Origin of the sequence: Salinicola tamaricis, from assembly GCF_003006155.1 — a bacterium.
Classification (GTDB): Bacteria; Pseudomonadota; Gammaproteobacteria; order Pseudomonadales; family Halomonadaceae; genus Salinicola; species Salinicola tamaricis.
Genome location: NZ_CP023559.1, coordinates 2850081 through 2873026, shown reverse-complemented (window position 1 = coordinate 2873026; position 22946 = coordinate 2850081). Strand labels below are relative to the sequence as shown.

Below are 22946 nucleotides of genomic sequence, written 5' to 3'. Positions count from 1 at the left end.
AACAACAATCGCCGCCGGCACGGCGGCAGGGTAAAACGTCATGATGCTGGATCTTCTCGTCGTCGCGCTTTACGCGGCGGGCATGCTGCTCCTCGGCTGCTGGGGCATGAAACGCGCCCGCAGCAGCGACGACTATCTGGTGGCGGGCCGCCGCCTGGGCCCGGGGCTCTATCTGGGCACGCTCTCCGCGGTGGTGCTCGGTGGCGCCTCCACCGTGGGTACGGTCAAGCTGGGCTACGTCTACGGTCTCTCCGGGCTGTGGCTGTGCGGCGCCCTGGGCCTGGGGTTGATCGTGCTCAGCCTGGTGCTGGCCAAGCCGCTGGCCAAGCTCAAGCTCTACAACACCCAGCTACTGGAGCGCCGCTATACGCCGGCGGCCAAGACTGTCAGCTCAGCGGTGATGCTCGCCTACGATCTGATGATCGCGGTCACCTCGACCATCGCCATCGGCACCCTGGTAACGGTGCTGTTCGCGCTGCCCTCCTGGGTCGGGGTGGTGATCGGCGGCACCATCGTGATGGTCTACTCCACCCTCGGCGGCATGTGGTCATTGACGCTCACCGACATCGTCCAGTTCGTGATCATGACCGTGGGCATGCTCGGGCTGATGCTGCCACTGACGGTGCACTATGCCGGCGGCTGGGACACGCTGGTCGCCAGCGCCGCGCCGGGGCACTTCTCGCTCACCGGGATCGGCTGGTCGACCATCGTCACCTACTTCGTCATCTACTTCCTGGGCATCCTGATCGGCCAGGACATCTGGCAGCGGGTATTCACCGCACGCTCGACCCGGGTGGCCCGTTTCGCCGGCACCGCCGCGGGAATCTACTGCCTGATCTATGGCGCCATCGGCGCGCTGGTGGGCGTGGCTGCCAGCGTGCTGCTGCCCGATCTCGCCGATGCCAACAACGCCTTCGCCGCGGTCGCCCAACTGGCGCTGCCGGACGGCCTGCGCGGGTTGATCATCGCCGCCGCCATGGCCGCGATGATGTCCACCGCCAGCGCCGGCATGCTTGCCGCCTCGACCCTGATGACCCGCGACCTGCTGCCGGCTATGCGCGGCGGCCGGCAGAGCGAGCGGGTCTCGAGCTACCGCCTGTGGACGCTGCTCATGGGGCTGGTCACCATCGTCATCGCGCTGCTGGTGGATGACGTGATCGGCGCCCTGACCATCGCCTACAACCTGCTGGTCGGCGGCATGCTGGTGCCGATCCTGGGCGCGCTCTACTGGCGCCGGGCCTCCAACAGCGGCGCCATCGCGGCGATGGCGGCCGGCTCGCTGGGGGTGGTGGCGTTCATGCTCAAGGATGGCCTGCTGGCCAATTCGCCGATCTACGCCGGTCTGGTGGCGAGCCTGGCGAGCTTCGTCGTGGTCAGCCTGCTGCGTCCGGATCACAGTCGCCCCGTGGCCACCGAGGCGCAATCGGAGCCGTGCCCATGAGCGTGGCACGCTGGCTGGTGCGGGCGCTGGAAGCGCTCGGCATCGATACCGTCTTCGGCATCCCGGGTGTCCACACCATCGAACTCTACCGTGGCCTCGAGGGCAGCCGGCTGCGCCACGTCACGCCGCGCCACGAGCAGGGCGCGGGCTTCATGGCCGACGGTTACGCCCGCGCCAGCGGACGCCCGGCAGCCTGCTTCATCATCACCGGCCCGGGCATGACCAATATCGCCACGGCGATGGGTCAGGCGCTCGCCGACAGCGTGCCCATGCTGGTGATCTCCAGCGTCAACCGGCGCGCCGAGCTGGGCATGGGCGAAGGCCGGCTGCACGAGCTGCCATCGCAGCAGCAGACCCTGAGCGGGGTCAGCCTGTTCAGCCATACCCTGCTCGACCCGGCCAATCTACCGCGGGTGCTGGCGCGGGCCTGGACGCTGCTGCACACCGCGCGGCCCGGGCCGGTGCACATCGAGATACCGCGCGACCTGCTCGACGCCCCGCTCGACGCCGAACTGCCAGTGCCGGGGCGCTGCCACCCGCCGCAGGCCGCGACGGCGGCACTCGACCAGGCGGCGGCGTGGCTCGACGCTGCCCGGCGCCCGCTGCTGCTGCTGGGCGGTGGCGCGATCGCCGACCCGGCGGCGGCACGCGAGCTGGCCGAGCGTCTGGATGCGCCCACCCTGACCACCATCAACGCCCGCGGCGTGCTGGGGCGCTCACACCCGCTCGATCTCGGGTCCAATGCCACCTGGCCCGAGGTGCGCGCACTGGTGGCCGAGGCCGATGTGGTGCTCGCGATCGGCACCGAGCTGGGAGAGACCGACTACGACGTCACCTTCGACGGCGGCTTCACGCTCCCCGAGCGCTTGATCCGCATCGACATCGACCCGCGCCAGCTGTGCGGCAACCATCTACCGGCGCTGGGCATCGTGGCCGAGGCCGGGGCGGCGATGCGCGATCTGCTGCCCCGGCTGGCATCGGGTTCGCATGACGCGCCCGCGCGCGTGGCTGAGCTGAAGGCTGCGCTGGCGCTGGCCACCCGGCCGGATTTCGCTCCCTTCGTACCGCTGTTCGACGCCTTGGACCGGCACCGCCGCGACGCGGTGCTGGTCGGTGACTCCACCGCGCCGGTCTACGCCGGCAACCATCTGGCCCAGCGCGACGCGACGCGCGGCTGGTTCAACGCCTCCACCGGCTACGGCACGCTCGGCTACGGCCTGCCGGCGGCCATCGGCGCGGCGCTGGCCTGCCCCGAACGCCCGGTGGTGGCACTGGTCGGCGACGGCGGCGTGATGTTCAGCCTGGCCGAACTGGCCACCGCGGTGGAGCTGGCGCTGCCGCTCACCCTGGTGCTGTGGCACAACGCCGGCTACGCGGAGATCCGCCAGGCCATGACCCATGCCGGTATCGCCCCGCTCGGCGTCGACCCCGCGGCGCCGGCGTTCCAGCCGCTGGCGCAGGCCTTCGGCTGCGCCGCCGAGCGCGTGTCGAGCCCGGCGGCACTGGCAGAGGCCCTGGCCGCACCCTGCACGGGACCACGGCTGATCGAGATCGATGCCACGGCGTGGGCGGCGGCCTGCGGCTGAGGCCGGACCACCCCGGACATACAAGCAAGGCAGGCAAGCAATACAGGCAAGACCCAACGAGAAAACGACAAAGACAACGACCGAGGATCTCAACATGGCTTTCTTCGACCGCCTGCTCGGGCAGGACACTCTCGACGAGCACCAGCACAAGAGTCTCGGCGCCTTTGGTACCGTCGCCCTGTGGCTGGGTGCCAATGTCGTCGTCACCACCATTCTCACCGGCATGCTGCTGGTGCCGGATCTCCCCTTCGCCACCGCCATGGGCAGCGTACTGATAGGCTCGCTGATCGGCGCCGTGCCGCTGTTGCTGGTCGGGCTGATGGGCCAGCGCACCGGGCTGCCGTCGATGGCACTGACCCGCCGCGCCTATGGTCCGCTGGGCAGCCGGCTGATCTCGCTGGTCAACATGAGCGTGCTGATCGCCTGGAGCTGGATCCAGGCACTGCTCGCCGGGATGAGTCTCGACTACGCGATCCAGGCGACCACCGGCTACTCCAACCTGGCGCTGATGACCATCCTATGCGAGAGCGTAGTGGTGCTGATCGTGCTGCGCGGCCATTTAGGCATCGAGCGGGTCGAACGCTGGGCGGCGGTGGCCATGGTCGGGCTGGCGGCGGTAGTGCTGTATCAGCTCAACCGCCACTACGACGTCGGCGCGCTACTGGAGATGCCAGTCGAAGCGCGCAACGGCATCACCCTCGGCATCGCCTTCGATATCGTGATCGCCACCGCCTTCTCCTGGATCTCCTCCTCGGCGGACTACAACCGCAACTGCAAGAGCGGCGCCATCGCCGTGTGGGGCACCTATGTCGGCTACGTGCTGGCGGCGCTACTGGCAATGGGGCTGGGTGCCGCAGTATCCGGGCTCTCGGTGCTCAACGGCATGACCCAGACCTACGATCCGACGCGGCTGCTCTCCGGCTTCGGCTTCGGGCTGCCCGCGGCACTGGTGATCTCTTCTCGGTGATGACCACCAACGTCATGGCGGTCTACAGCGCCACACTCTCGTGCATGAACGTCGCCCCCGGCATGGCGTTCTGGAAGCCGGCGCTGGTGATCGGCGTGGTGACGGTGTTCGGCGCATTGATTCCGGGCATTCTGGATCAGTTCCAGAACTTCCTGCTGCTGATCGGCGCGCTGTTCATCCCCGCCTTCTCGGTGATGATCGTCGACTACTACCTGGTCGGGCGCGACGGCTACGGCCGCGAGCTGCTCACCGCCAAACACCAGCTGGGGCGGCCCACGCGCGGCGGTGGCGATCGGCGCCTATCTGATCGGTGCCGCCCTCGCCGCCTACTGGTCGCTGGTCTCACCGCTGGCGTTCGGCGCCTCGCTGCCGGTGTTCGTGATCACCGGCACGCTCTACTGGCTGGGCGCACTGCTACTGACCCGGCCACGCCCGCAGGCCGCCGTCGAGGAGTCCGCGCCATGAGCGGTTTCGCCCTGCCCCGCGGCGATGCCACGAGCTGGTATCGGCTGCAGCCCCTCGCCGATGCCATCACGCTGATCGACGAGCCGGGCATCAAACCGTTCTACCGCTGCAACATCTGGCACGTGCGCGGTCGCGACCGCGATCTGGTGGTCGACTTCGGCCTGGGCGCGGTGCCACTGCGCGAGCGGGTCGCCCTGCTCAGCGAGCGCGATATCGTCGCCGTGGCCAGCCACACCCATTTCGACCATATCGGCAGCGCCCACGGGTTCGACTGCTGCCACGTGCACGCCGCCGAGGCCGATATCCTCGCCGCCCCGGACAACGCGCGCACGCTGGCCGCGCGTTTTCTCGACGACGCCATGTTCGACACCCTGCCCCCGCTGCCCTATGCCCACAGCGGTTATCGTATCCCGGCACCGGCGGCGATCCAGACCCTCGAGGATGGCGACGTGATCGATCTCGGCGACCGCCGCTTCGAGGTGATCCACACCCCCGGCCATTCGCCCGGGGGGATCGCGCTGTGGGAGGCGGCCAGCGCAACCCTCATCGCCGGCGACATCCTCTACGACGGCGAGCTGATCGAGGACGCCTACCACAGTGATCTCGATGACTACGCCGCCAGCCTGCGACGGCTGCGCGCGCTGCCGGTACGCAGCGTCCACGGCGGCCACTTCCCCAGCTTCTCGGGGCAGCGCTGCCACGCCCTGATCGATGCCTGGCTACGCGACCACGACCGTTGAGGATGACCATGCAACGACTCGACCATCAGTTCATCGACAACCGCTGGATCGCCTCGCGGGGCGAACGGCGCCTGCCGGTCATCGACCCTTATCGCCAGACACGGCTCGCCGAGATCACCGCCGGCGACGCCAGTGACGTCGATGCGGCGGTGGTCGCGGCACAGCGCGCGCTGCCCGCCTGGCAGGCCCTCGGCGGTGAACGCCGCGCCGGCTATCTGGAAGCCTTCGCCGACGCTCTGGAAAGACGTCGCGAGACGCTGATGCGCCTGTCCGCCAGCAACAACGGCAAGGCACTGGCCGAGACCGCCATCGACATGGACGACGCTATCGCCTGCTACCGCTACTACGCCGATCAGGCCCACGCCCTGGAAAGCCGCCAGGGCCGGCGCGTCGAGCACGCCCTGGATGGCATCGAGGCGCGGATCTACGAGGACCCCGCCGGCGTAGTGGGTCTGATCACCCCCTGGAACTTCCCCCTGGTGACCAGCGCCTGGAAGATCGCCCCGGCGCTCGCCGCCGGCTGCACGCTGGTGTTCAAGCCCTCGGAGGTGGTGCCGCTGCCGGAGCTGGCCCTGGCCGAGATCGCCGTCGAGACCGGCCTGCCCCCCGGGGTGTTCAATCTGCTGCTCGGCGACGGCGCGGGCATCGGCGCTCCGCTGAGCGCGCACCCCGGCATCGACAAGCTCTCCTTCACCGGCAGCAACGCGGTGGGCGAAGCGGTGATGCGCGCCGCCGCCACCGGCAGCCGCGGAGTCTCGCTGGAGCTCGGCGGCAAGTCGCCAATCCTGGTGCTCGACGACGCCGATATCGACAGCGCCGCCGACTGGGTGATGGCGGGGATCTTCTTCAACAGCGGCCAGATCTGCTCGGCCACCTCGCGGCTGCTGGTGCACCATAGCCTGGCCGAGGCGCTCTACGCCGCCCTCGCCCGGCGCATCGATGCCATTCGCCTGGGCGACCCGCTGGCCGACGACACCGACATGGGGCCGATGACCAGCGCCCGCCAGCGCGAAGCCGTCGAGCGCTATCTGGCCATCGCCAAAGAGGAGGGGCTCGACGCAGTGCGTGACGCACGCCATCGCGAGCTGCCGGCCCAGGGCGAGTTCGTCGCCCCGACCCTGTATCGCGATGTGCCGCTGACCAGCCGGCTGTGGTGCGAGGAGATCTTCGGCCCGGTGCTGTGCGCACGCAGCGTGGCCGACGACGCCGGGGCCATTGCGCTGGCCAACGCCTGCGAATTCGGCCTTGCCGCCACGGTGATCAGTGGCGACGCCGAGCGCGCCCGGCGGGTCGGCCGGGCGTTGCGCGCCGGCAGCGTATGGTTCAACAGCGAGCAGCTGGTGCTGCCCGAGGCCGGCTGGGGCGGCTTCGGGCGCAGCGGCATCGGCCGCGAGCTGGGGCCATGGGGGCTGGCCGGCTACCTGGAAATCAAGCATCTGATCGGCCCGGCGTGAGCGTCGGCCAGTGGGCATGCGACCTTTCTCTTACAGCCGCGGCGGCGGCGCTGTGTCATAACGTAAACGCTCGTTTGAGGACCGCTCGTCGCCCCGCTGCCGGGGCCGGCCTGCACTCCCACGCGCCATGACAACAGCTCACAAGGGATCGACACCATGCCAATGCCGCGCTCTCGGCAACTGGCGCTGGGGGTGATCGTCGGGGCCAGCGCCCTGCCGCTCCCGGCGCTGGCCGCCTCCAGCTTCCATGACACCTTCGACGACACCGTCTTCTTCGGCGATAGCCTGAGCGATAGCGGTTACTACCGTGGCGCCATCGGCAGCGCGCTCTCGCTGACGCCGAGCCAGCAGGCGTTCATCGGCCGTTTCACCACTAACCCCGGGCCGGTATGGGCCGAGCGGGTCGCCGGCCACTACGCCAGCAACGCCCAGCCCAGCAATGTCGGCGGCAACGACTACGCCGCCGGCGGCGCCCGGGTGACCACCCCCGCGGCGACCCCATTCGGCGCCGCACCCGCCCTCAGCGAGCAGGTCGCGACCTACCTCGCCAGCACCGGCGGTGTGGCCGATGGCGATGCCCTCTACGCCGTCTGGGGCGGCGCCAACGATCTATTCGCGGTGGCCGGCGGCGCCGACGCCCAGAGCACCATCACTACGGCGGTCACCGGCACCGCCGGTATTCTCGCCACGCTGGAAGGCGCCGGCGCGCGCCATGTGCTGCTGTTCAACATTCCCGACTTCGGCCTGACGCCGCGCTTCAACGGTGACCCTGTGACCAGCGCGACTGCCACCGCATTGGCGAGCCAGTACAACAGCGCGCTCTACGCCGCGGTGGCCGCCAGTGGCGCCGAGGTGATCCCGGTGATACCTTCGGTCTGCTGCAGGAGGTGGTCGCCGAGCCCGCCGCCTACGGCTTCACCAATGTCACCGACCGCGCCTGTACCCAGACGCTGCCGCTGTGTACCCAATACTCTGGTCGCCCCCGGCGCCGACGAAACCTATGTGTTCGCTGACGACGTCCACCCCACCACCGCCACCCATCGGATCATTGGCGAGTACGTGATCTCGCTGCTCGAAGCCCCGCAGCAGCAGCAGTTGCTGACCCACTCGGCGGTTCTCAGCGGCCGCTCGCGGGCCAATCGGGTCGCCGAGCATCTTGATGCGGTGCCGCTGGCCAACGGCCTGCGCTGGTGGGGCGACCTGCGCGCCGAACATCAGCAGCTCGACTCCGGCGATCTGTATGACGCCAGCATGCCGGCGGGGCTGTTCGGGGTGGACTGGTATCGGGACGGGCTGGTACTGGGTGGATTTGTCGGCTACGGCGATCAGGATGCCGACTTCGGCGACGGCCGCGGCGACTTCCAGCGCAAGGACACCACCGTCGGCCTCTTCTCCGGCTGGTATGCCGAGAGCGCCTGGGTCAACGCCCAATTGAGCTACAGCTGGCTCGACTACGATATCGATCGCGAAGTGCAGCTGGGCAGCGCGACCCGCCACCACCGCGGCTCGCCGGAGGGCAGCAACCTGACCGCCGCGCTCAACGCCGGCTACGAGTTCCGCGCCTTCGCGATTCCCGAGGGCGACGTGCGCACCGGGCCGATCGCCGGAGTGACCTGGCAGCGGGTCAAGCTCGATGGCTATGACGAAGAGGGTCAGGCGTCGACCTCGCTGAGCTATCCCGACCAGGACATCGACTCACTGGTGGGCCGGGTCGGCTGGCAGATCCGCCGCCACGGGCCGACGCTCAACCCCTACCTGCAGCTCACCTATAACCACGAGTTCGAAGAGAGCGAAGGCGTCGCGGCGACCCTGCAGAGCCTGCCGCAGCTGGGCGAGTATCGCGTGCCCAAACTCACCTTCGATCGTGACTATGTCGAGGTCAACGTCGGCGCCCGTGCCACGCTCTGGGGCCTCGATACCCAGCTCGGTGCCAGCGTCGATCCCGACAATGCGCGCACCAGCACGCTGTTCGTGAATCTGGGCAAGCGTATCTAGGTGCAGGGGCGCCCTATCCGGCGCCTCCTCCCCCCAGCGCGGAAAAACTCAGCGCAGGACAGCTCAGCGCAGGACAAGGCAGAAACGCTCTTCTAGCAGCCCGCACCATCGACACGGAACATAAATACCCGCCATAAACAAAGACACCCCACCAGCGAAACCGGCGGGGTGTCTTTATTTCAGCAGCGCTTGGCGCACGGCGGGCGTGGCACTCGAGGCGTCAGACGCTCGCTTTGAGCTGTTGTGCCAGCGCCTTGTAGAGGCGCGGGCCGGCAGCCATCAGGGTGCCGCCCACTTCCACGCTGGGCGAGCCGTCGATGGCACCGGAGAGCGCACCGGCTTCCTTGAGCAGCAGCGAGCCGACCCAGTGATCCTGCTCCTCGAGGCCAAGCACGAAGGCGGCATCGGTACGCCCGGCGGCGAACTCGAGCAGGTCGAGCAGCGCGCAGCCGCTGCCGATCAGCGTATCGATCTGCGGCCCGAGACGCTCGACCACGGTCAGATACTGCGGCAGCCAGCGCGAGCGGTACTCTTCGCTCGGCCAGGAGAGCGCAAGGCGCGCCCCGGGCACGCCGACCGTCTTGGAGACGCGCAGACGCTTGCCGTTGCCCTGGGCACCGCGGCCGCGGCTGATCAGGAACTCGTCGTCGCTGAACGGCGCAACGATCACCGCATGCTCGGGGCGACCCTTGACCAGACAGACCATCGAGATCGCAAACTGGCGGCTGCCCACGCCGAGATTGGATTCGCCGTGAAAGGGCTCGATGTGCCATACGGTGTCGCGCTCCTCGCCCTTGCCTTCGCGGTAAGGGGTGAAGCGTCCGGACACGCCGTGTTTGGGGTAACCGCGGGAGAGCTGATGCACGATCAGCGTTTCGGCGTTACGCGCGGTGTCTTGCAGCAGACCGGAGGTGGCCTGCTCATCGTGGCTGACTTCGAGACGGTCGCGGATGCGAACGAACTGTTCAGCGGCGCTACGTGCGGCACGCAGCGCGAATTGAACCATCGGATGCATGGATCTGGCCTTGGTATCTTCGAGAACGGTATCGAGAGCGGGATCGAAAGCTGTTAAAGAGCGCGGCAGAGTCTAACAGAGCACGGGCATGATAGACTATGCGTTTTCCCGTTTTGCGCCCGATGGCCGACGCGCTCATGCTCGCCAGCCCTGGGCTCGGTATCCCGCTTCTCGACACCCCCAGGCTCGACACACCCATGTTCGACACACCAACGTTCGACACCTCCAGCATGCTCGACCGTATTCGTATCGTTTTGATCGGCACCAGCCACCCCGGCAATATCGGCGGGGCCGCCCGCGCCATGCGCAACATGGGGCTCGACGACCTGGCGCTGGTGGCGCCGCGCTGCGACCCCCAGGATCGCGAGGCCTACTCCCGCGCCTCCGGCGCCAACGCACTGGTGGAAGGCGCCCGCGTCCACGACCAGCTCGAAGAGGCGGTCGCCGACTGCACCCTGGTGGTGGGTGCCAGCGCGCGCTCGCGCCATCTCCCCTGGCCGCTGATCGGCCCGCGGGCCCTGGCGGAGAGCCTGCCCGCGGCGCTGGCACCACGCCAGAGCCGGGTCGCGCTGGTGTTCGGCCGCGAGGATACCGGGCTCACCAATGCCGAGCTACAGCGCTGCCATCGCCACGTGCACATCCCCACCAACCCCGACTTCAGCTCGCTCAACCTCGCCGCGGCGGTGCAGGTGCTGGCCTACGAGTGCCGTCAGGCGTGGCTCGGCGCCAGCGAGCCGGCCCCGGGCGCGGATGACGAAACCGCCCAGCCGTTCGGCGTGGCCTGGGACAACCCGCCGGCCAGCCACGCCGACATGGAGCGTTTCTTCGCCCATCTGGAACGCACCCTGACCACGCTGGAATTCCACGACCCGGAGAACCCGCGCCAGCTCATGGCCCGTCTGCGCCGGCTGTTCCTGCGCGCGCATCTCGACAGCATGGAGATGAACATCCTGCGCGGCATCCTCGGCACCATGGACAAGCGCCTGCGCGAGATCGCGCCATCTCCAAATCGCGACGGCGAGTGAGCAGGCCGGCGGCCTCAACACGATAGATGCCGGGGCGGTGCGGCGCTGCGGGGAATGGTTGACCGTTCTACTCGGGTTTTCCATAATGCCGGCATCTTTGCAGCGACCGCCGACTCCGCCGATGCGTTTGACCACCAAGGGCCGCTACGCCGTCACCGCCATGCTCGATCTGGCGCTCAACGCCGATCAGGGACCGGTATGCCTGGCCGATATCTCCAAGCGCCAGGGCATTTCGCTCTCTTATCTCGAGCAGCTGTTCGCGCGCCTGCGCCGGGCGCAACTGGTGACCAGCGTGCGTGGCCCGGGCGGCGGCTATCGGCTGGCGCGTGCCTCCGAGGCGATCTCGGTCGCCGGGGTGATCGACGCCGTCAACGAGTCGGTGGACGCCACCCGCTGCCACGGCCAGGCCGACTGCCAGCAGGGCAGCAAGTGCATCACCCACCATCTATGGTGCGATCTCTCCGACGAGATCCAGCGCTTTCTCAGCGCGATATCACGCTGCAGGAGCTGGTGCGCCGCGAGGAGGTGCGGGTGATCGCCGAGCGCCAGCGGCAGACGCCAGCCTCGCGCCAGGACGATCCGGCGACGATCACGGTTTCGTCGCACTGAGCAGCTATGATGTTTTAGAGGCACCTTTATGTTTTAGAGGCACCTTGCTTTAGACAGGCGTTGATTGGAAAAGACGTCGCGCCCCTCGACCGACCCTAGGGATTCGCAGTGCCATGAGCGCCCCCATCTATCTCGACTATGCCGCCACCACCCCTGCCGACCCCCGCGTGGTCGAGCAGATGATGCGTCATCTGACGCTCGACGGGGTCTACGCCAACCCCGCCTCGCGCAGCCATATGCCGGGCTGGCTGGCGGAGCAGGCGGTGGAACAGGCCCGCCGCCAGGTCGCCGACCTGATCGGCGCCGATCCGCGCGAGATCGTCTGGACCTCCGGCGCCACGAGGCCGACAACCTGGCCCTGACCGGCCTGATGCGCGCCAACCGCGCCCGCGGCCGCCATCTGGTCACCTCGATCATCGAACACAAGGCGGTGGTCGACACGGCCAAGGCGCTGGAGGCCGAGGGTTTCGAGGTCACCTGGCTGACCCCGACCCGCGAAGGCCTGATCACCCCGCAGGCGCTACGCGAGGCGATGCGCGACGACACCGTGCTGGTGTCGCTGATGGCGGTCAACAACGAGCTCGGCAGCATCAACGATATCGCCGCCCTGGCCGAAGTCGCCCACGCCCACGGCGCGTTCTTCCACAGCGATGCGGCCCAGGCCGCGGGGCGCCTGGCGCTCGACGTCACCGCCATGGGGGTCGACCTGATGTCGCTGTCGGCGCACAAGGCCTACGGCCCCAAGGGGATCGGCGCGCTCTACGTACGCCGCGACCCAAACCTGCGCGTGGAGGCGCTGATCCACGGCGGCGGGCATGAGCGCGGCATGCGCTCCGGCACCCTGCCCACCCATCAGATCGTCGGCATGGGCGCGGCCTTTACGCTGGCCCTGGACGAGCGCGAGCGGGACGACGCCCGCCTGCGCGAGCTGCGCGCCAGCGCTTTCTCGACGGGCTGGCGCCCTGTTCGGGCATTCACAACCACTCGCCGGCGGCGCACAGCGTGCCCAATATCGTCAATCTCGCCTTCGATGGGGTCGACGGCGAGTCGCTGCTGATGGCCCTGCGCGGGCTCGCGGTCTCCACCGGCTCGGCCTGCAACTCCGCCAGCGTCGACCCATCCTACGTGCTCAAGGGGATCGGCGTGCCCCACGCCCAGGCGCTGGCATCGATCCGTTTCAGCTTCGGCCGCTTCACCCGCGCCGACGACATAGACAACGCCGTGGTGGAGATCCGCCGCGCGCTAGACGGCCTGCGCCGACCGGCCAGTGCCGCCATGCATCAACGCGAGGCGAGCCATTGACTCGCCACGAGCAGGGAGAGACAGCCATGCAAAGCATCAGCATCAGTGAAGCCGCCGCCAATCAGATCCGCCACGTGCTCGCCGAACGCGGCAGCGGCCTGGGGCTGCGGGTGGCGGTCAAGCCGAGCGGCTGCTCCGGCTACAGCTACGTCCTCGATATCGCTGACGAAGCGCGCGACGACGAGATCGCCTTCGAGGAGCGCGGGGTCAAGGTGCTGGTCGACCGCGAGGCGCTGGCGATCCTCGATGGCACCGAGGTCGACTACGTCAACGAAGGGCTCAACCGCTTCTTCCGCTTCAACAACCCCAACGTCACCGACGAGTGCGGTTGCGGCGAGAGCTTCAGCGTCTGAACGGAAGCTTCAGCGTCTGAACGGAAGCTTCAACGTCTGACAGCAGCGGGCAGCCGGGGTGCGTCCCTCGGATGCTTAGGCTACAATGGCGCGATTTTTCGGCCCCTTCTCCCAGAGTATCGAGGTAGAAAGCGCCTGGCCGAAGCCGTTTTCGACGACGCGCCACTCCGGTGGCGCGTCGTTTCATCTATCCCAACCGGATACCCGGCCGCCATCGCGGCCGGTTCCATCTTTCTCTACTGATCAGGAGACCGAACTCATGGCTACCGAGCGCACGCTGTCCATCATCAAGCCCGATGCCGTTGCCAAGAACGCGATTGGCGACATCTACAGCCGTTTCGAGAAAGCCGGCCTGCGCATCGTCGCAGCCAAGATGCTGCACCTTTCCCAGGCGCAGGCGGAAGGCTTCTACGCCGAGCACAAAGAGCGCGGTTTCTTTGCCGACCTGGTCGCGTTCATGACCTCCGGTCCGGTCATGGTCCAGGTCCTCGAAGGTGAAGGCGCCGTGGCCAAGAACCGCGAGCTGATGGGTGCCACCAACCCGAAAGAAGCCGAGCCGGGCACCATCCGCGCCGACTTCGCCACCTCCATCGACGCCAACGCGGTACACGGCTCCGACGCCGCCGAATCCGCCGCGCGCGAAATCAGCTACTTCTTCGAAGAGAGCGACATCTGCCCGCGCGGCTGATTTGCCCGACGACCGGCCGCTGCGGCCGGTCGTCGCCCACGTCCCCCGGACACCCCGCCATTCTCGAGCCGGTCCCGTTGCCATGAGCGCTGCCACTGACACCCCGCGTACCAATCTTCTGGGTCTCTCCCCGAACAGATGGAAGCCTTCTTCGTCTCGCTGGGCGAGAAGAAGTTTCGCGCCGCCCAGGTCATGAAATGGATCCACCAGGAAGGCTGCGACGATTTCGAGTCGATGACCAATCTGTCGAAGCCGCTGCGCGCGCGTCTGGCCGAGCACGCCGAGATTCGCGGCCCGGGTGTGGTCTACGAAGGCACCTCCAGCGATGGCACGCGCAAGTGGGTGCTCGAAGTCGAGGACGGCAGCTACGTCGAGACCGTACTGATCCCCGCCGACAACGGTACGCGCCGCACCCTGTGTGTCTCGTCCCAGGTGGGCTGCTCGCTCGACTGCAGTTTCTGCTCCACCGGCAAGCAGGGCTTCCAGCGCAATCTCACCAGCGCCGAGATCATCGGCCAGGTGTGGGTCGCCCAGCAGCGTGCCGGCGGGCGCATGAGCGCTGCCGACGGCCGCCGCGCGATCACCAACGTGGTGATGATGGGCATGGGCGAGCCACTGCTCAATTACGACAACGTGGTGCCGTCGATGAAGCTGATGCTCGACGACAACGCCTACGGTCTGTCCAAGCGCCGGGTGACGCTCTCTACGTCCGGCGTGGTACCGATGATCGACAAGCTCGGCGACGAGCTCGACGTGAGCCTGGCGATCTCGCTGCATGCGGCCAACGACGAGCTGCGCAACGAGCTGGTGCCGCTCAACCGCAAGTACAACATTCGCAAGCTGCTCGACGCCTGCAAGCGTTACCTCGACAAGTGTGGCGACACCCGCCATATCACCATCGAGTACACCTTGATCAAGGACGTCAACGACCAGCAGGCGCACGCCGAACAGCTGGCCAAACTGCTCGACGAGCTGCCGTGCAAGATCAACCTGATCCCGTTCAATCCGTTCCCGCACTCGGGCTACGAGACCCCGTCGCGCAATCAGGTCATGCGCTTCCAGCGCTGGCTCTACGACCTGGGCTACACCGCGCCGGTGCGCTCGACCCGCGGCGACGACATCGACGCCGCCTGCGGCCAGTTGGTCGGCCGGGTCAAGGATCGGACCAAGCGCCACGAACGCTATATTCAGTCGATCCAGCTCGACGCCGACTGAATCGGTTCCGCTGCGTCCCCATCCGGTGCCGATCGTACTCTCGCCGCCTTGACTTCGATCCGGTGCGGCGCTTTGATGGGAGCCCCAAAACCGCTTTGTTTTCAGCCGTTCGGAACAAGGCCAGCACGCAACGCGTGTCCGAGCTGCGGGAGAGCCGTCAATGAGCCGCCAATTCTGTCCACCACCGGTACGCGCTGTCGCTATCGCCGTGGGCCTGGCGTGCCTGATCAACGGCTGCGCCACCCCGGTGGCCTCCAATGCGCCGCGCGCCGAGAGCAAGAGCGACGCGGCCGCCGCCTACACCCGCCTGGGCAAGGCGTATCTGGCCGAGAACAACCTGCCCCGCGCCCAGCAGGCTTTGGAACACGCGCTGAAACTCGATGCGCGTGACGCCGAGGCGCTGGAGGGTCTGGCGCTGCTCTATCAGCGCCAGCGTGAACTCGACCTCGCCGCGCGCTTCTTCGAGCGCGCGCTGGCGGCGGCGCCCGACGCCACCCGTATCCGCAACAACTACGCCGCGCTGCTCTATCAGCGCGAGCGCTATGCGCAGGCGTGTCAGCAACTAACGCTGGCGAGCCGCGACATCACCTATACCAAACGCGCCCAGCTGTTCGCGAATCTGGGCCAGTGCCAGGACATGACGGGCGATGCCCAGGCGGCGCAGGCGAGCTATCGTCGCGCGCTGGACATCGATCCGCGCAACGCGCGCAGCCTGCTTGCCCTGGCACGCATCGATCATACGCAGGGTAATAACGAACGCGCCTGGGAACGCTTGCAGCGTTACTTCACCGTGGCCGGCACCAGCCCCGAGAGCCTGCGCCTGGCGAGCGACATCGCCAGCGCCCAGGGCGATTCGGCGCGGGCGGCCTTCTACCGTCAACAGCTGGGCGGTTCCTGAGGCGCATGGACCCTAGAATGCAGAAGGATTTTCGCGCATGAGCGCCATCGACGAACAGCAGCAAGAGAGCGAGCGCAGCACCCACGCCGAGTCCGCCGGCGAGATGCTGCGGGCAGAACGTGAACGTCAGGGCCTCAGCCTCGACGAGGTGGCGCTGCAGCTCAACCTGCGCCCCAGCGTGGTCGAAGGGCTCGAGCAGGACAACTTCGAGCAGGTGCCCATCGCCGCCTACCGCCGTGGCTACGTGCGCGCCTACGCGCGTCTGCTGGGTATGAACGAGCGCCAGGTGGTGAGCGCCTACAACGCCGCCCACGGCCAGTCCGATATCGAGCGCAAGCTCTCGCCGGTGAACACCACGCGGCCACCGTCACGGGTCGGGGCCTGGATCTTCCGACTGTTCACCCTGCTGGTGATCGTCGGGCTGATCGGTCTCACCCTGCTGTGGTGGCAGAGCCGCGAGGGCAACGATCTGTTCGGTGGCGGCAGTGACGATTCCCCGATCGCGGTCGACTCCCTCGACGGCACGAGCGACGCGGCGCCGGCCGCCGATACCGGCACCCAGCTCGCACCCAACAGTGATACCGCGCTGCCGCCGATGCCCACGGCTGCCGACACCCCGGCCGCCGATAACGCCGCCGTCGGTGGCGATGCCACTGCCGCGCCGGCCAGCGACAGCGCGACACCGGCAGCCGACGAGCGCGAGGCCCAGTCCGTCGCCACCAGCGCCCAGACCGCTGCCCCCCAAGGCAGCGCGAGCGCTGGTGCAGACGCCCAAGGCACTGCCGATCAAGGCGCTGCGGGCCAGAGTGCCGAGACCGCCGCGGCGTCCAGTGACGAGAGCGCCCAAAGCACACCCAGTGCCGACGTCAATACGCTCGCACTGACCTTCAACGAGCAGTCGTGGACCGAGATCTACGACGCCACCGACAAGCGCATCTTCAGCGGTCTGCAGTCCGCCGGCAGTCAGGCGACTGCCCGCGGCAAACCGCCCTTCCGTCTGACCATCGGCAACGCCAGCGGTGTCTCGCTGCGCTACCGCGGCCAGACGGTCGACCTTGGCCAATACACCGGCGGCAACAACGTCGCCCGCTTCACGCTGGGAGACTGAGAAGCAACATGCACATGCACTCTCCGATCACCCGCCGCCTCTCGCGTCAGATCCATGTCGGCAACGTCGCCGTCGGCGGCGGCGCCCCCATCTCCGTGCAGAGCATGACCAACACCGACACGCTCGATGTCGATGCCACGGTCGCACAGATCGAGCGCCTGCAGGTGGCCGGCGCCGATATCGTGCGCGTCTCGGTACCGGATATGGATGCCGCCGAAGCGTTCGGCAAGATCAAGCGTCGGGTCAGCGTGCCGCTGGTCGCCGACATCCACTTCGACTACAAGATCGCCCTGCGCGTGGCCGAACTGGGCGTCGACTGTCTACGCATCAATCCCGGCAACATCGGCCGCGAAGAGCGAGTGCGTGCGGTGGTCGACGCCGCGCGCCATCACGGCATTCCGATCCGTATCGGAGTCAACGCCGGCTCGCTGGAGAAGGATCTGCAAAAGAAATACGGCGAACCGACGCCGGAAGCGCTGGTCGAATCCGCCATGCGCCATATCGACCACCTCGATCGCCTCGACTTCCCCGACTTCAAGGTCAGCGTCAAGGCCAGCGACGTGTTCATGGCGGTGGCCGCCTACCGCCAGCTGGCGACCCAGATCGAGCAGCCGCTGCATCTCGGTATTACCGAGGCGGGCGGTCTGCGCTCGGGTACGGTCAAGTCCTCGATCGGCCTGGGCATGCTGCTGATGGATGGCATCGGCGACACCATCCGGGTCTCGCTGGCCGCCGATCCGGTGGAGGAGATCAAGGTCGGTTACGACATGCTCAAGAGCCTGCGGCTGCGTTCGAAGGGCATCAACTTCATCGCCTGCCCTAGCTGCTCGCGCCAGAACTTCGACGTGATCGGCACCATGAATGCCCTCGAGGAGCGCCTCGACGACATCATGACCCCGCTCGACGTCTCGGTGATCGGCTGCGTGGTCAACGGCCCGGGCGAGGCCAAGGAGAGCGATATCGGGCTCACTGGCGGCAGCCCCGCCAACCTGGTCTATATCGACGGCAAGCCGGCGAGCAAGCTGCGCAACGACCATCTGGTCGACGATCTCGAAGCGCTGATCCGGGCCAAGGCCAAGGAGAAGGAAGCGCGCGACGAGGCCGTGATCGCCCGCGGGGCCTGACCCCTTTCTCTCGAAGAACCATCCAGCGCCGGCGGGCCGGGAGTCCGCGGCGCTTTGCTTTAGGCAGGAGTGTCAGTTGAGCAACAAGATACAAGCCATCCGCGGCATGAACGATCTACTGCCGGATCAGTCGCCCGCGTGGCAGTACCTGGAACACCAGTTGCGCGCGCTGGTGGCGCGTTACGACTACCGCGAGATCCGCACCCCGATCGTCGAACAGACCGGTCTGTTCGCGCGCTCGATCGGCGAAGCCACCGATGTGGTCGAGAAGGAGATGTATACCTTCGACGACCGCAACGGCGAGAGCCTGACCCTGCGCCCGGAGAACACCGCAGCGGTGGTGCGCGCGGCGATGGAGCACGGCCTTTTGCACAACCAGACCCAGCGGCTCTGGTACATGGGCCCGATGTTCCGCTACGAGCGGCCGCAGAAGGGGCGCTACCGCCAGTTCCACCAGATCGGTATCGAAGCCTACGGCATGACCGGGCCGGATATCGACGCCGAAATCATCCTGCTGTCGGCGCGCCTGTGGCGCCAGCTGGGCATGTCCGAATACGTCACGCTCGAACTCAATTCGCTCGGCTCGCCCGAGGCCCGGGCGCGCTACCGCGAGGCGCTGGTGGCCTACTTCGAGGCCCACCGCGAGGTGCTCGACGAGGACTCTCAGCGACGCCTGACCAGCAACCCGCTGCGCATCCTCGACTCCAAGAACCCGGACATGGCCGAGATGCTCGCCGGCGCCCCGCAGCTCTTCGATCATCTCGACGACGAGTCGCGCGAGCACTTCGAGCAGCTCAAGGCGACCCTGGATGCCGCCGGCATCGGCTACCGTCTCAATCCACGCCTGGTACGCGGGCTCGACTACTACTCGCGCACCGTATTCGAGTGGACCACCACGGCGCTGGGCAGCCAGGGTACAGTGTGTGGCGGCGGCCGCTACGATGGGCTGGTCGAGCAGCTCGGCGGCAAGGCCGTGCCGGCGGTGGGCTTCGCCATCGGCCTCGAACGCTTGATGCTGCTGCTGGAGACCCTGGAACTGATCCCCGACGAAGCCATGGGCGGTGTCGACGCCTACCTGCTGGCGATGGGTGACGGCGCCGAGCGCCAGGCCCTGCTGCTCGGCGAGCGCCTGCGCGACACTCTGCCGGCGCTGCGCCTTCAGGTACACTGCGGCGGCGGCAGCTTCAAGAGCCAGATCCGGCGCGCCGACCGCAGCGGCGCCCGGGTCGCGCTGATCCTGGGCGAGGACGAGATCGCCCATGGCCGTCTGACTCTCAAGCCGCTGCGCGATGACGGCGAGCAGCAGACCCTGGACCAGGACGCGGCCATCGCCTGGCTCGCCGAGCGTATCGTCGGCGAGGCGTGACGCCAGCCGCCGTCTCCGGTGCCCGCGGCGCCGGAGACGGCATCCGTGCGACCCAGGAAAAGCCTAGACGGCATCGATAGCGCGCCTGATTGAGCGGGCGCCGAGTCACACAGTGTAAGGAGACCGCCCGTGGCGGAGCTGAGAAGCGAAGAAGAACAGCTGGATGCGATCAAGGAGTGGTGGAAGTCCAATGGCACCGCGCTGCTGGTCGGCATCGTCGTCGCCGTGGCGCTGGTGCTGGGCTGGCACGCCTGGCAGCGGCATCAGGAGAATCAGTCCGCCGAGGCCTCGGTGACCTATCAGCAGCTCATCGCCATCGCCGCCAGCGATAGCATCGATGACAAGGCGCGCGCCCAGGCCTTCGAGCTGGCCGACAAGCTCGAGAGCGATCACGGCGGCACGCTCTATGCCGATCTCGCTGGCCTGATCGAGGCCAAGCTGGCGGTGGGCGCCAACGACGACGCCCGCGCCCGGAAGGCGCTCGAACCGGTGATCGCCGACAGCGAGCGCCCCTACATGCAGGGGCTGGCAAAGCTCGAACTGGCGCGCCTGCAGATCGCCGCCAAGGACGCCGACAGCGCCTTGAAGACCCTCGACGGAAGCTTCCCCGAAGCGCTCGAGGCGCAGCGCCAGGCGGTGCGCGGTGATGCCTTCGTTGCCCTCGACCGCAACGACGACGCCCGTCAGGCGTATCAGGAAGCGCAGAACCTGGCGCAGGCGTCGGACCAGACGCTCTACGGCCTTCAGCTCAAGCTCGACGATCTCGGTGTAGAGGACGCTACCCCATGAAACTGACCCGCCTACTGCTGCCCCTGGGGCTGACCGCGACCTTGCTGGCCGGCTGCGCCGGTAGCGTCGAACCCCAGTATCCGCCCAAGGAGCTCAAGGACTTCCCCGCCACCGTCGAACTCGACGAGCGCTGGAGTCAGGACATCGGCGAGGGTCTGGGCCGCGCCCAGTACCCGCTGACCCCGCTGGTCGACGGCGGTACGATCTACGCCGTCGATCAGACCGGCGATCTGCGTGCGATCGATACCGACAGCGGTGATACCCAGTGGGAAGTGGAGCTCGGCACGCCGATCTCCAGCGGCATTGGCGCCGACCCCGGCCGCCTCTATCTGGGCACTCGCAACGGCGAAGTCCTGGCTGTGGATCGCACCGACGGCAGCATCGCCTGGCGTTCGCGGGTCTCCAGCGAAGTGCTGGCACCGCCGCAGGTCAACAGTCAGTTGGTGATCGCGCAGAGCGTCGACGGCGCGGTGACCGCCCTCGACCGAGCCGATGGCCAGGAGCGGTGGATCTACTCCAGCGCGATCCCGGCGTTGACCCTGCGCGGCACCGGTACCCCGCGGACCATCGAACCGGTCACCTTCGCCGGCTTCGCCAACGGCCGCCTGGTGACCCTCGACAACCGTAGCGGCCAACCGCTGTGGGACATGCGTGTCGCGGTGCCCCAGGGCCGTACCGAAGTCGACCAGCTGGTCGATCTCGACGGCCAGCCGGTGCTGACCCGCGACGGGCGCCTGTTCGTGACCAGCTACAACGGCCGTCTGGTGGCCCTCGAAGCGACCTCCGGCAAGGTGCTGTGGGAGCGCAAGGAGTCGAGCTACCTGACCCCGCTGGTGGTGGGCAATTACCTGTTCACGGTCAATGCCGCCAGCCACGTGCTCGCCATCGAAGCCGACTCCGGCCGCGTGATGTGGGACGCCGACACCCTCGAAGGGCGCTGGCTGACGTCGCCGGCCTTCGTCGACGGCAATATCGCGGTGGGCGACTATGAGGGCTACGTGCACCTGCTCGACGCTACCACCGGCGAGATGAGCGGACGCGCCCATGTCAGCGGCAGCGGCCTCACCCTGCCCCTGCTGACCGGCGACAAGCGTCTCTACGTCTACGCCAACGATGGCCGTCTGGTCGCCTACGACCTCAAGACCGTCAAGCCCTGAAGACGCGCACTAGTTGTTGACGACGGCCCCGCTCAAACGGGGCCGTCGTCGTCTGGGGCCCGCCGTGACACAGCGCATGCCGGCGAAGGATCGTGGTCTGTGCCCGGCGGCGGTCTATGCTAGAATCGCGCCAGAACGCGAGGCGAAGTGCATCTTTGCCCTCGCCCAACCCTGACGTCGCCGTACGCCTATCCCGCGCCGGCGCCATTCTCCCGCTGCTCGTTTGCGAATCGCCATGACCCCCGTTATCGCCCTGGTTGGCCGCCCCAATGTCGGCAAGTCGACGCTGTTCAATCGCCTGACGCGCTCGCGCGACGCGCTGGTGGCCGATTTCCCCGGCCTCACCCGTGACCGCAAGTACGGTAACGGCCAGCTCGGCGACAAGGCCTACACCGTCATCGATACCGGTGGTATCAGTGGCGACGAGCAAGGCATCGATGCCGCTATGGCAGAGCAGTCGCTCACCGCCATCGACGAAGCCGATATCGTGCTGTTCCTGGTCGACGCCCGCGCCGGGCTAATGCCGGCGGACCAGGCGATCGCCAATCACCTGCGGGTGAACCAGAAGAAGACCTGGCTGGTGGTCAACAAGACCGACGGTCTCGACGAACAGATCGGCATGGCCGACTTCTGGGGTCTGGGCCTCGGCGATCCGCGGCCGATCGCCGCTTCCCACGGGCGCAACGTCACCACCCTGATCGACGAAGTGCTCGAGCCCTTCCCCGCCCGCGACCCGCTGGCCGGCCCGCAGGGTGGCCATCCCGGTGTGCACATTGGCGTGATCGGCCGCCCCAACGTGGGCAAGTCGACCCTGGTCAACCGCATGCTGGGCGAAGACCGCGTAGTCGTGTTCGACGAGGCCGGCACCACCCGCGATGCCATCGAGATCCCCTTCGAGCGCCGCGGCAAGCCCTACGTGCTGGTCGATACGCGGGTATCCGGCGGCGCAAGAACGTCACCCTCACCGCCGAGAAGTTCTCGATCGTCAAGACCCTCGAGGCGATCAAGGAGTGCCACGTCGCGATCATGGTCCTCGACGCCCGCAGCGGCCTGGTCGAACAGGATCTGCACCTGCTCGACTACGTGCTGTCGAGCGGCCGCGCGCTGGTGCTGGCGGTGAACAAGTGGGACGGGCTGGAGCAGGAGGCGCGCGAGAAGATGCGCGCGGACATCAAGCGCCGTCTCGGCTTCGCCGACTACGCCGATCTGCACTTCATTTCGGCGCTGCACGGCACCGGGGTGGGCGATCTCTACAAGTCGGTCGACAAGGCCTTCGCCAGCGCCAACAGCCACTGGTCGACCAACCGCCTGACGACGCTGCTGCAGGACGCGGTCAGCGAGCATCAGCCGCCGCTGATCAACGGCCGTCGGATCAAACTGCGCATGGCTCACCAGGGCGGTAGCAATCCGCCGATCATCGTCGTCCACGGCAACCAGACGTCGGCGCTGCCGGAGGCCTACAAGCGCTATCTCACCAACACCTTCCGCAAGGTGCTCAAGGTACGGGGTACGCCGATCCGCTTCGAGTTCCGCTCAGGCGACAACCCCTATGACAAGCAAAGCGACGCCAGCGACCGCGAAAAGGCGCGCGCGCGTCAGCTCAGCCGGACCAAGGAAGCACGCAAGAACCGCCGCTGAAGCGCCCTGGA

General features: G+C 67.7%; 16 protein-coding genes and 4 pseudogenes. 19 read left to right on the top strand and 1 reads right to left on the bottom strand.

The window, feature by feature from the left end; translation table 11 throughout:
- Positions 1-40: 40 nt before the first annotated feature.
- The 6 genes from CN538_RS13255 to CN538_RS13230 all read left to right on the top strand — a co-directional run bounded on the left by CN538_RS13255 (position 41) and on the right by CN538_RS13230 (position 8648).
- On the top strand, positions 41-1441 hold the full coding sequence (locus CN538_RS13255) for a sodium:solute symporter family protein (RefSeq protein ID WP_106419735.1): 1401 nt from the start codon (positions 41-43) through the stop codon (positions 1439-1441).
- Positions 1438-3027: a 5-guanidino-2-oxopentanoate decarboxylase gene (locus tag CN538_RS13250; protein WP_106419734.1), complete on the top strand. Its 1590-nt coding sequence runs from the start codon at positions 1438-1440 to the stop codon at positions 3025-3027. The genes CN538_RS13255 and CN538_RS13250 overlap by 4 nt, the downstream gene beginning before the upstream one ends.
- Positions 3028-3121: 94 nt before the next feature.
- Positions 3122-3994, top strand: coding sequence for a purine-cytosine permease family protein (locus CN538_RS13245; RefSeq protein WP_242495104.1), 873 nt, complete (start codon positions 3122-3124; stop codon positions 3992-3994).
- Positions 3994-5199: an MBL fold metallo-hydrolase gene (locus CN538_RS23060; RefSeq protein WP_242495102.1), complete on the top strand. Its 1206-nt coding sequence runs from the start codon at positions 3994-3996 to the stop codon at positions 5197-5199. Before CN538_RS13245 ends, CN538_RS23060 begins: the two co-directional genes overlap by 1 nt.
- 8 nt (positions 5200-5207) lie before the next feature.
- Complete coding sequence (locus tag CN538_RS13235; protein WP_106420652.1) at positions 5208-6653, top strand: aldehyde dehydrogenase family protein; 1446 nt, start codon at positions 5208-5210, stop codon at positions 6651-6653.
- Positions 6654-6809: 156 nt separating this feature from the next.
- Positions 6810-8648, top strand: a complete 1839-nt coding sequence (locus CN538_RS13230) for an autotransporter outer membrane beta-barrel domain-containing protein (RefSeq protein ID WP_207233497.1) — start codon at positions 6810-6812, stop codon at positions 8646-8648.
- Positions 8649-8868: 220 nt separating this feature from the next.
- On the opposite strand, the gene CN538_RS13225 is transcribed toward CN538_RS13230, so the two are convergent.
- Entirely contained in the window at positions 8869-9663 is a 795-nt protein-coding gene (locus tag CN538_RS13225; RefSeq protein WP_035469855.1) for an inositol monophosphatase family protein, read from the bottom strand.
- A gap of 230 nt (positions 9664-9893) precedes the next feature.
- Here CN538_RS13225 and CN538_RS13220 point away from each other — a divergent pair, with 230 nt between their 5' ends.
- The 13 genes and pseudogenes from CN538_RS13220 to der all read left to right on the top strand — a co-directional run bounded on the left by CN538_RS13220 (position 9894) and on the right by der (position 22935).
- Positions 9894-10688 carry an RNA methyltransferase gene (locus CN538_RS13220; RefSeq protein WP_106420651.1) on the top strand — a complete coding sequence of 265 codons (795 nt, stop codon included), beginning with the start codon at positions 9894-9896 and terminating at the stop codon, positions 10686-10688.
- Positions 10689-10809: 121 nt separating this feature from the next.
- Positions 10810-11297, top strand: a pseudogene (gene iscR / locus CN538_RS13215) (Fe-S cluster assembly transcriptional regulator IscR).
- A 113-nt stretch (positions 11298-11410) separates the two neighbouring features.
- Positions 11411-12599: pseudogene (locus CN538_RS13210) on the top strand (aminotransferase class V-fold PLP-dependent enzyme).
- 26 nt (positions 12600-12625) lie between these two features.
- Positions 12626-12952, top strand: coding sequence for a HesB/IscA family protein (locus CN538_RS13205; RefSeq protein ID WP_035469853.1), 327 nt, complete (start codon positions 12626-12628; stop codon positions 12950-12952).
- Between the two features lie 259 nt (positions 12953-13211).
- Complete coding sequence (ndk, locus tag CN538_RS13200; RefSeq protein WP_106419732.1) at positions 13212-13640, top strand: nucleoside-diphosphate kinase; 429 nt, start codon at positions 13212-13214, stop codon at positions 13638-13640.
- Positions 13641-13722: 82 nt separating this feature from the next.
- Positions 13723-14855 (top strand): annotated as a pseudogene (rlmN, locus tag CN538_RS13195) (dual-specificity RNA methyltransferase RlmN).
- Between the two features lie 160 nt (positions 14856-15015).
- Complete coding sequence (pilW, locus tag CN538_RS13190; RefSeq protein ID WP_106419731.1) at positions 15016-15753, top strand: type IV pilus biogenesis/stability protein PilW; 738 nt, start codon at positions 15016-15018, stop codon at positions 15751-15753.
- 37 nt (positions 15754-15790) lie between these two features.
- A complete protein-coding gene (locus CN538_RS13185; RefSeq protein ID WP_106419730.1) occupies positions 15791-16861 on the top strand; it encodes a RodZ domain-containing protein in 1071 nt (356 codons plus the stop codon).
- A gap of 8 nt (positions 16862-16869) precedes the next feature.
- Positions 16870-17985 (top strand): flavodoxin-dependent (E)-4-hydroxy-3-methylbut-2-enyl-diphosphate synthase, encoded by a 1116-nt coding sequence (ispG, locus tag CN538_RS13180; RefSeq protein ID WP_106419729.1) that lies wholly within the window; start codon positions 16870-16872, stop codon positions 17983-17985.
- Between the two features lie 76 nt (positions 17986-18061).
- Entirely contained in the window at positions 18062-19351 is a 1290-nt protein-coding gene (gene hisS, locus CN538_RS13175) for a histidine--tRNA ligase (RefSeq protein ID WP_106419728.1), read from the top strand.
- Between the two features lie 129 nt (positions 19352-19480).
- Positions 19481-20140: a YfgM family protein gene (locus CN538_RS13170; protein ID WP_106419727.1), complete on the top strand. Its 660-nt coding sequence runs from the start codon at positions 19481-19483 to the stop codon at positions 20138-20140.
- Positions 20137-21297 carry an outer membrane protein assembly factor BamB gene (bamB, locus tag CN538_RS13165; protein ID WP_106419726.1) on the top strand — a complete coding sequence of 387 codons (1161 nt, stop codon included), beginning with the start codon at positions 20137-20139 and terminating at the stop codon, positions 21295-21297. The genes CN538_RS13170 and bamB overlap by 4 nt, the downstream gene beginning before the upstream one ends.
- 235 nt (positions 21298-21532) lie before the next feature.
- Positions 21533-22935: pseudogene (gene der / locus CN538_RS13160) on the top strand (ribosome biogenesis GTPase Der).
- The last annotated feature ends 11 nt before the right edge of the window (positions 22936-22946 follow it).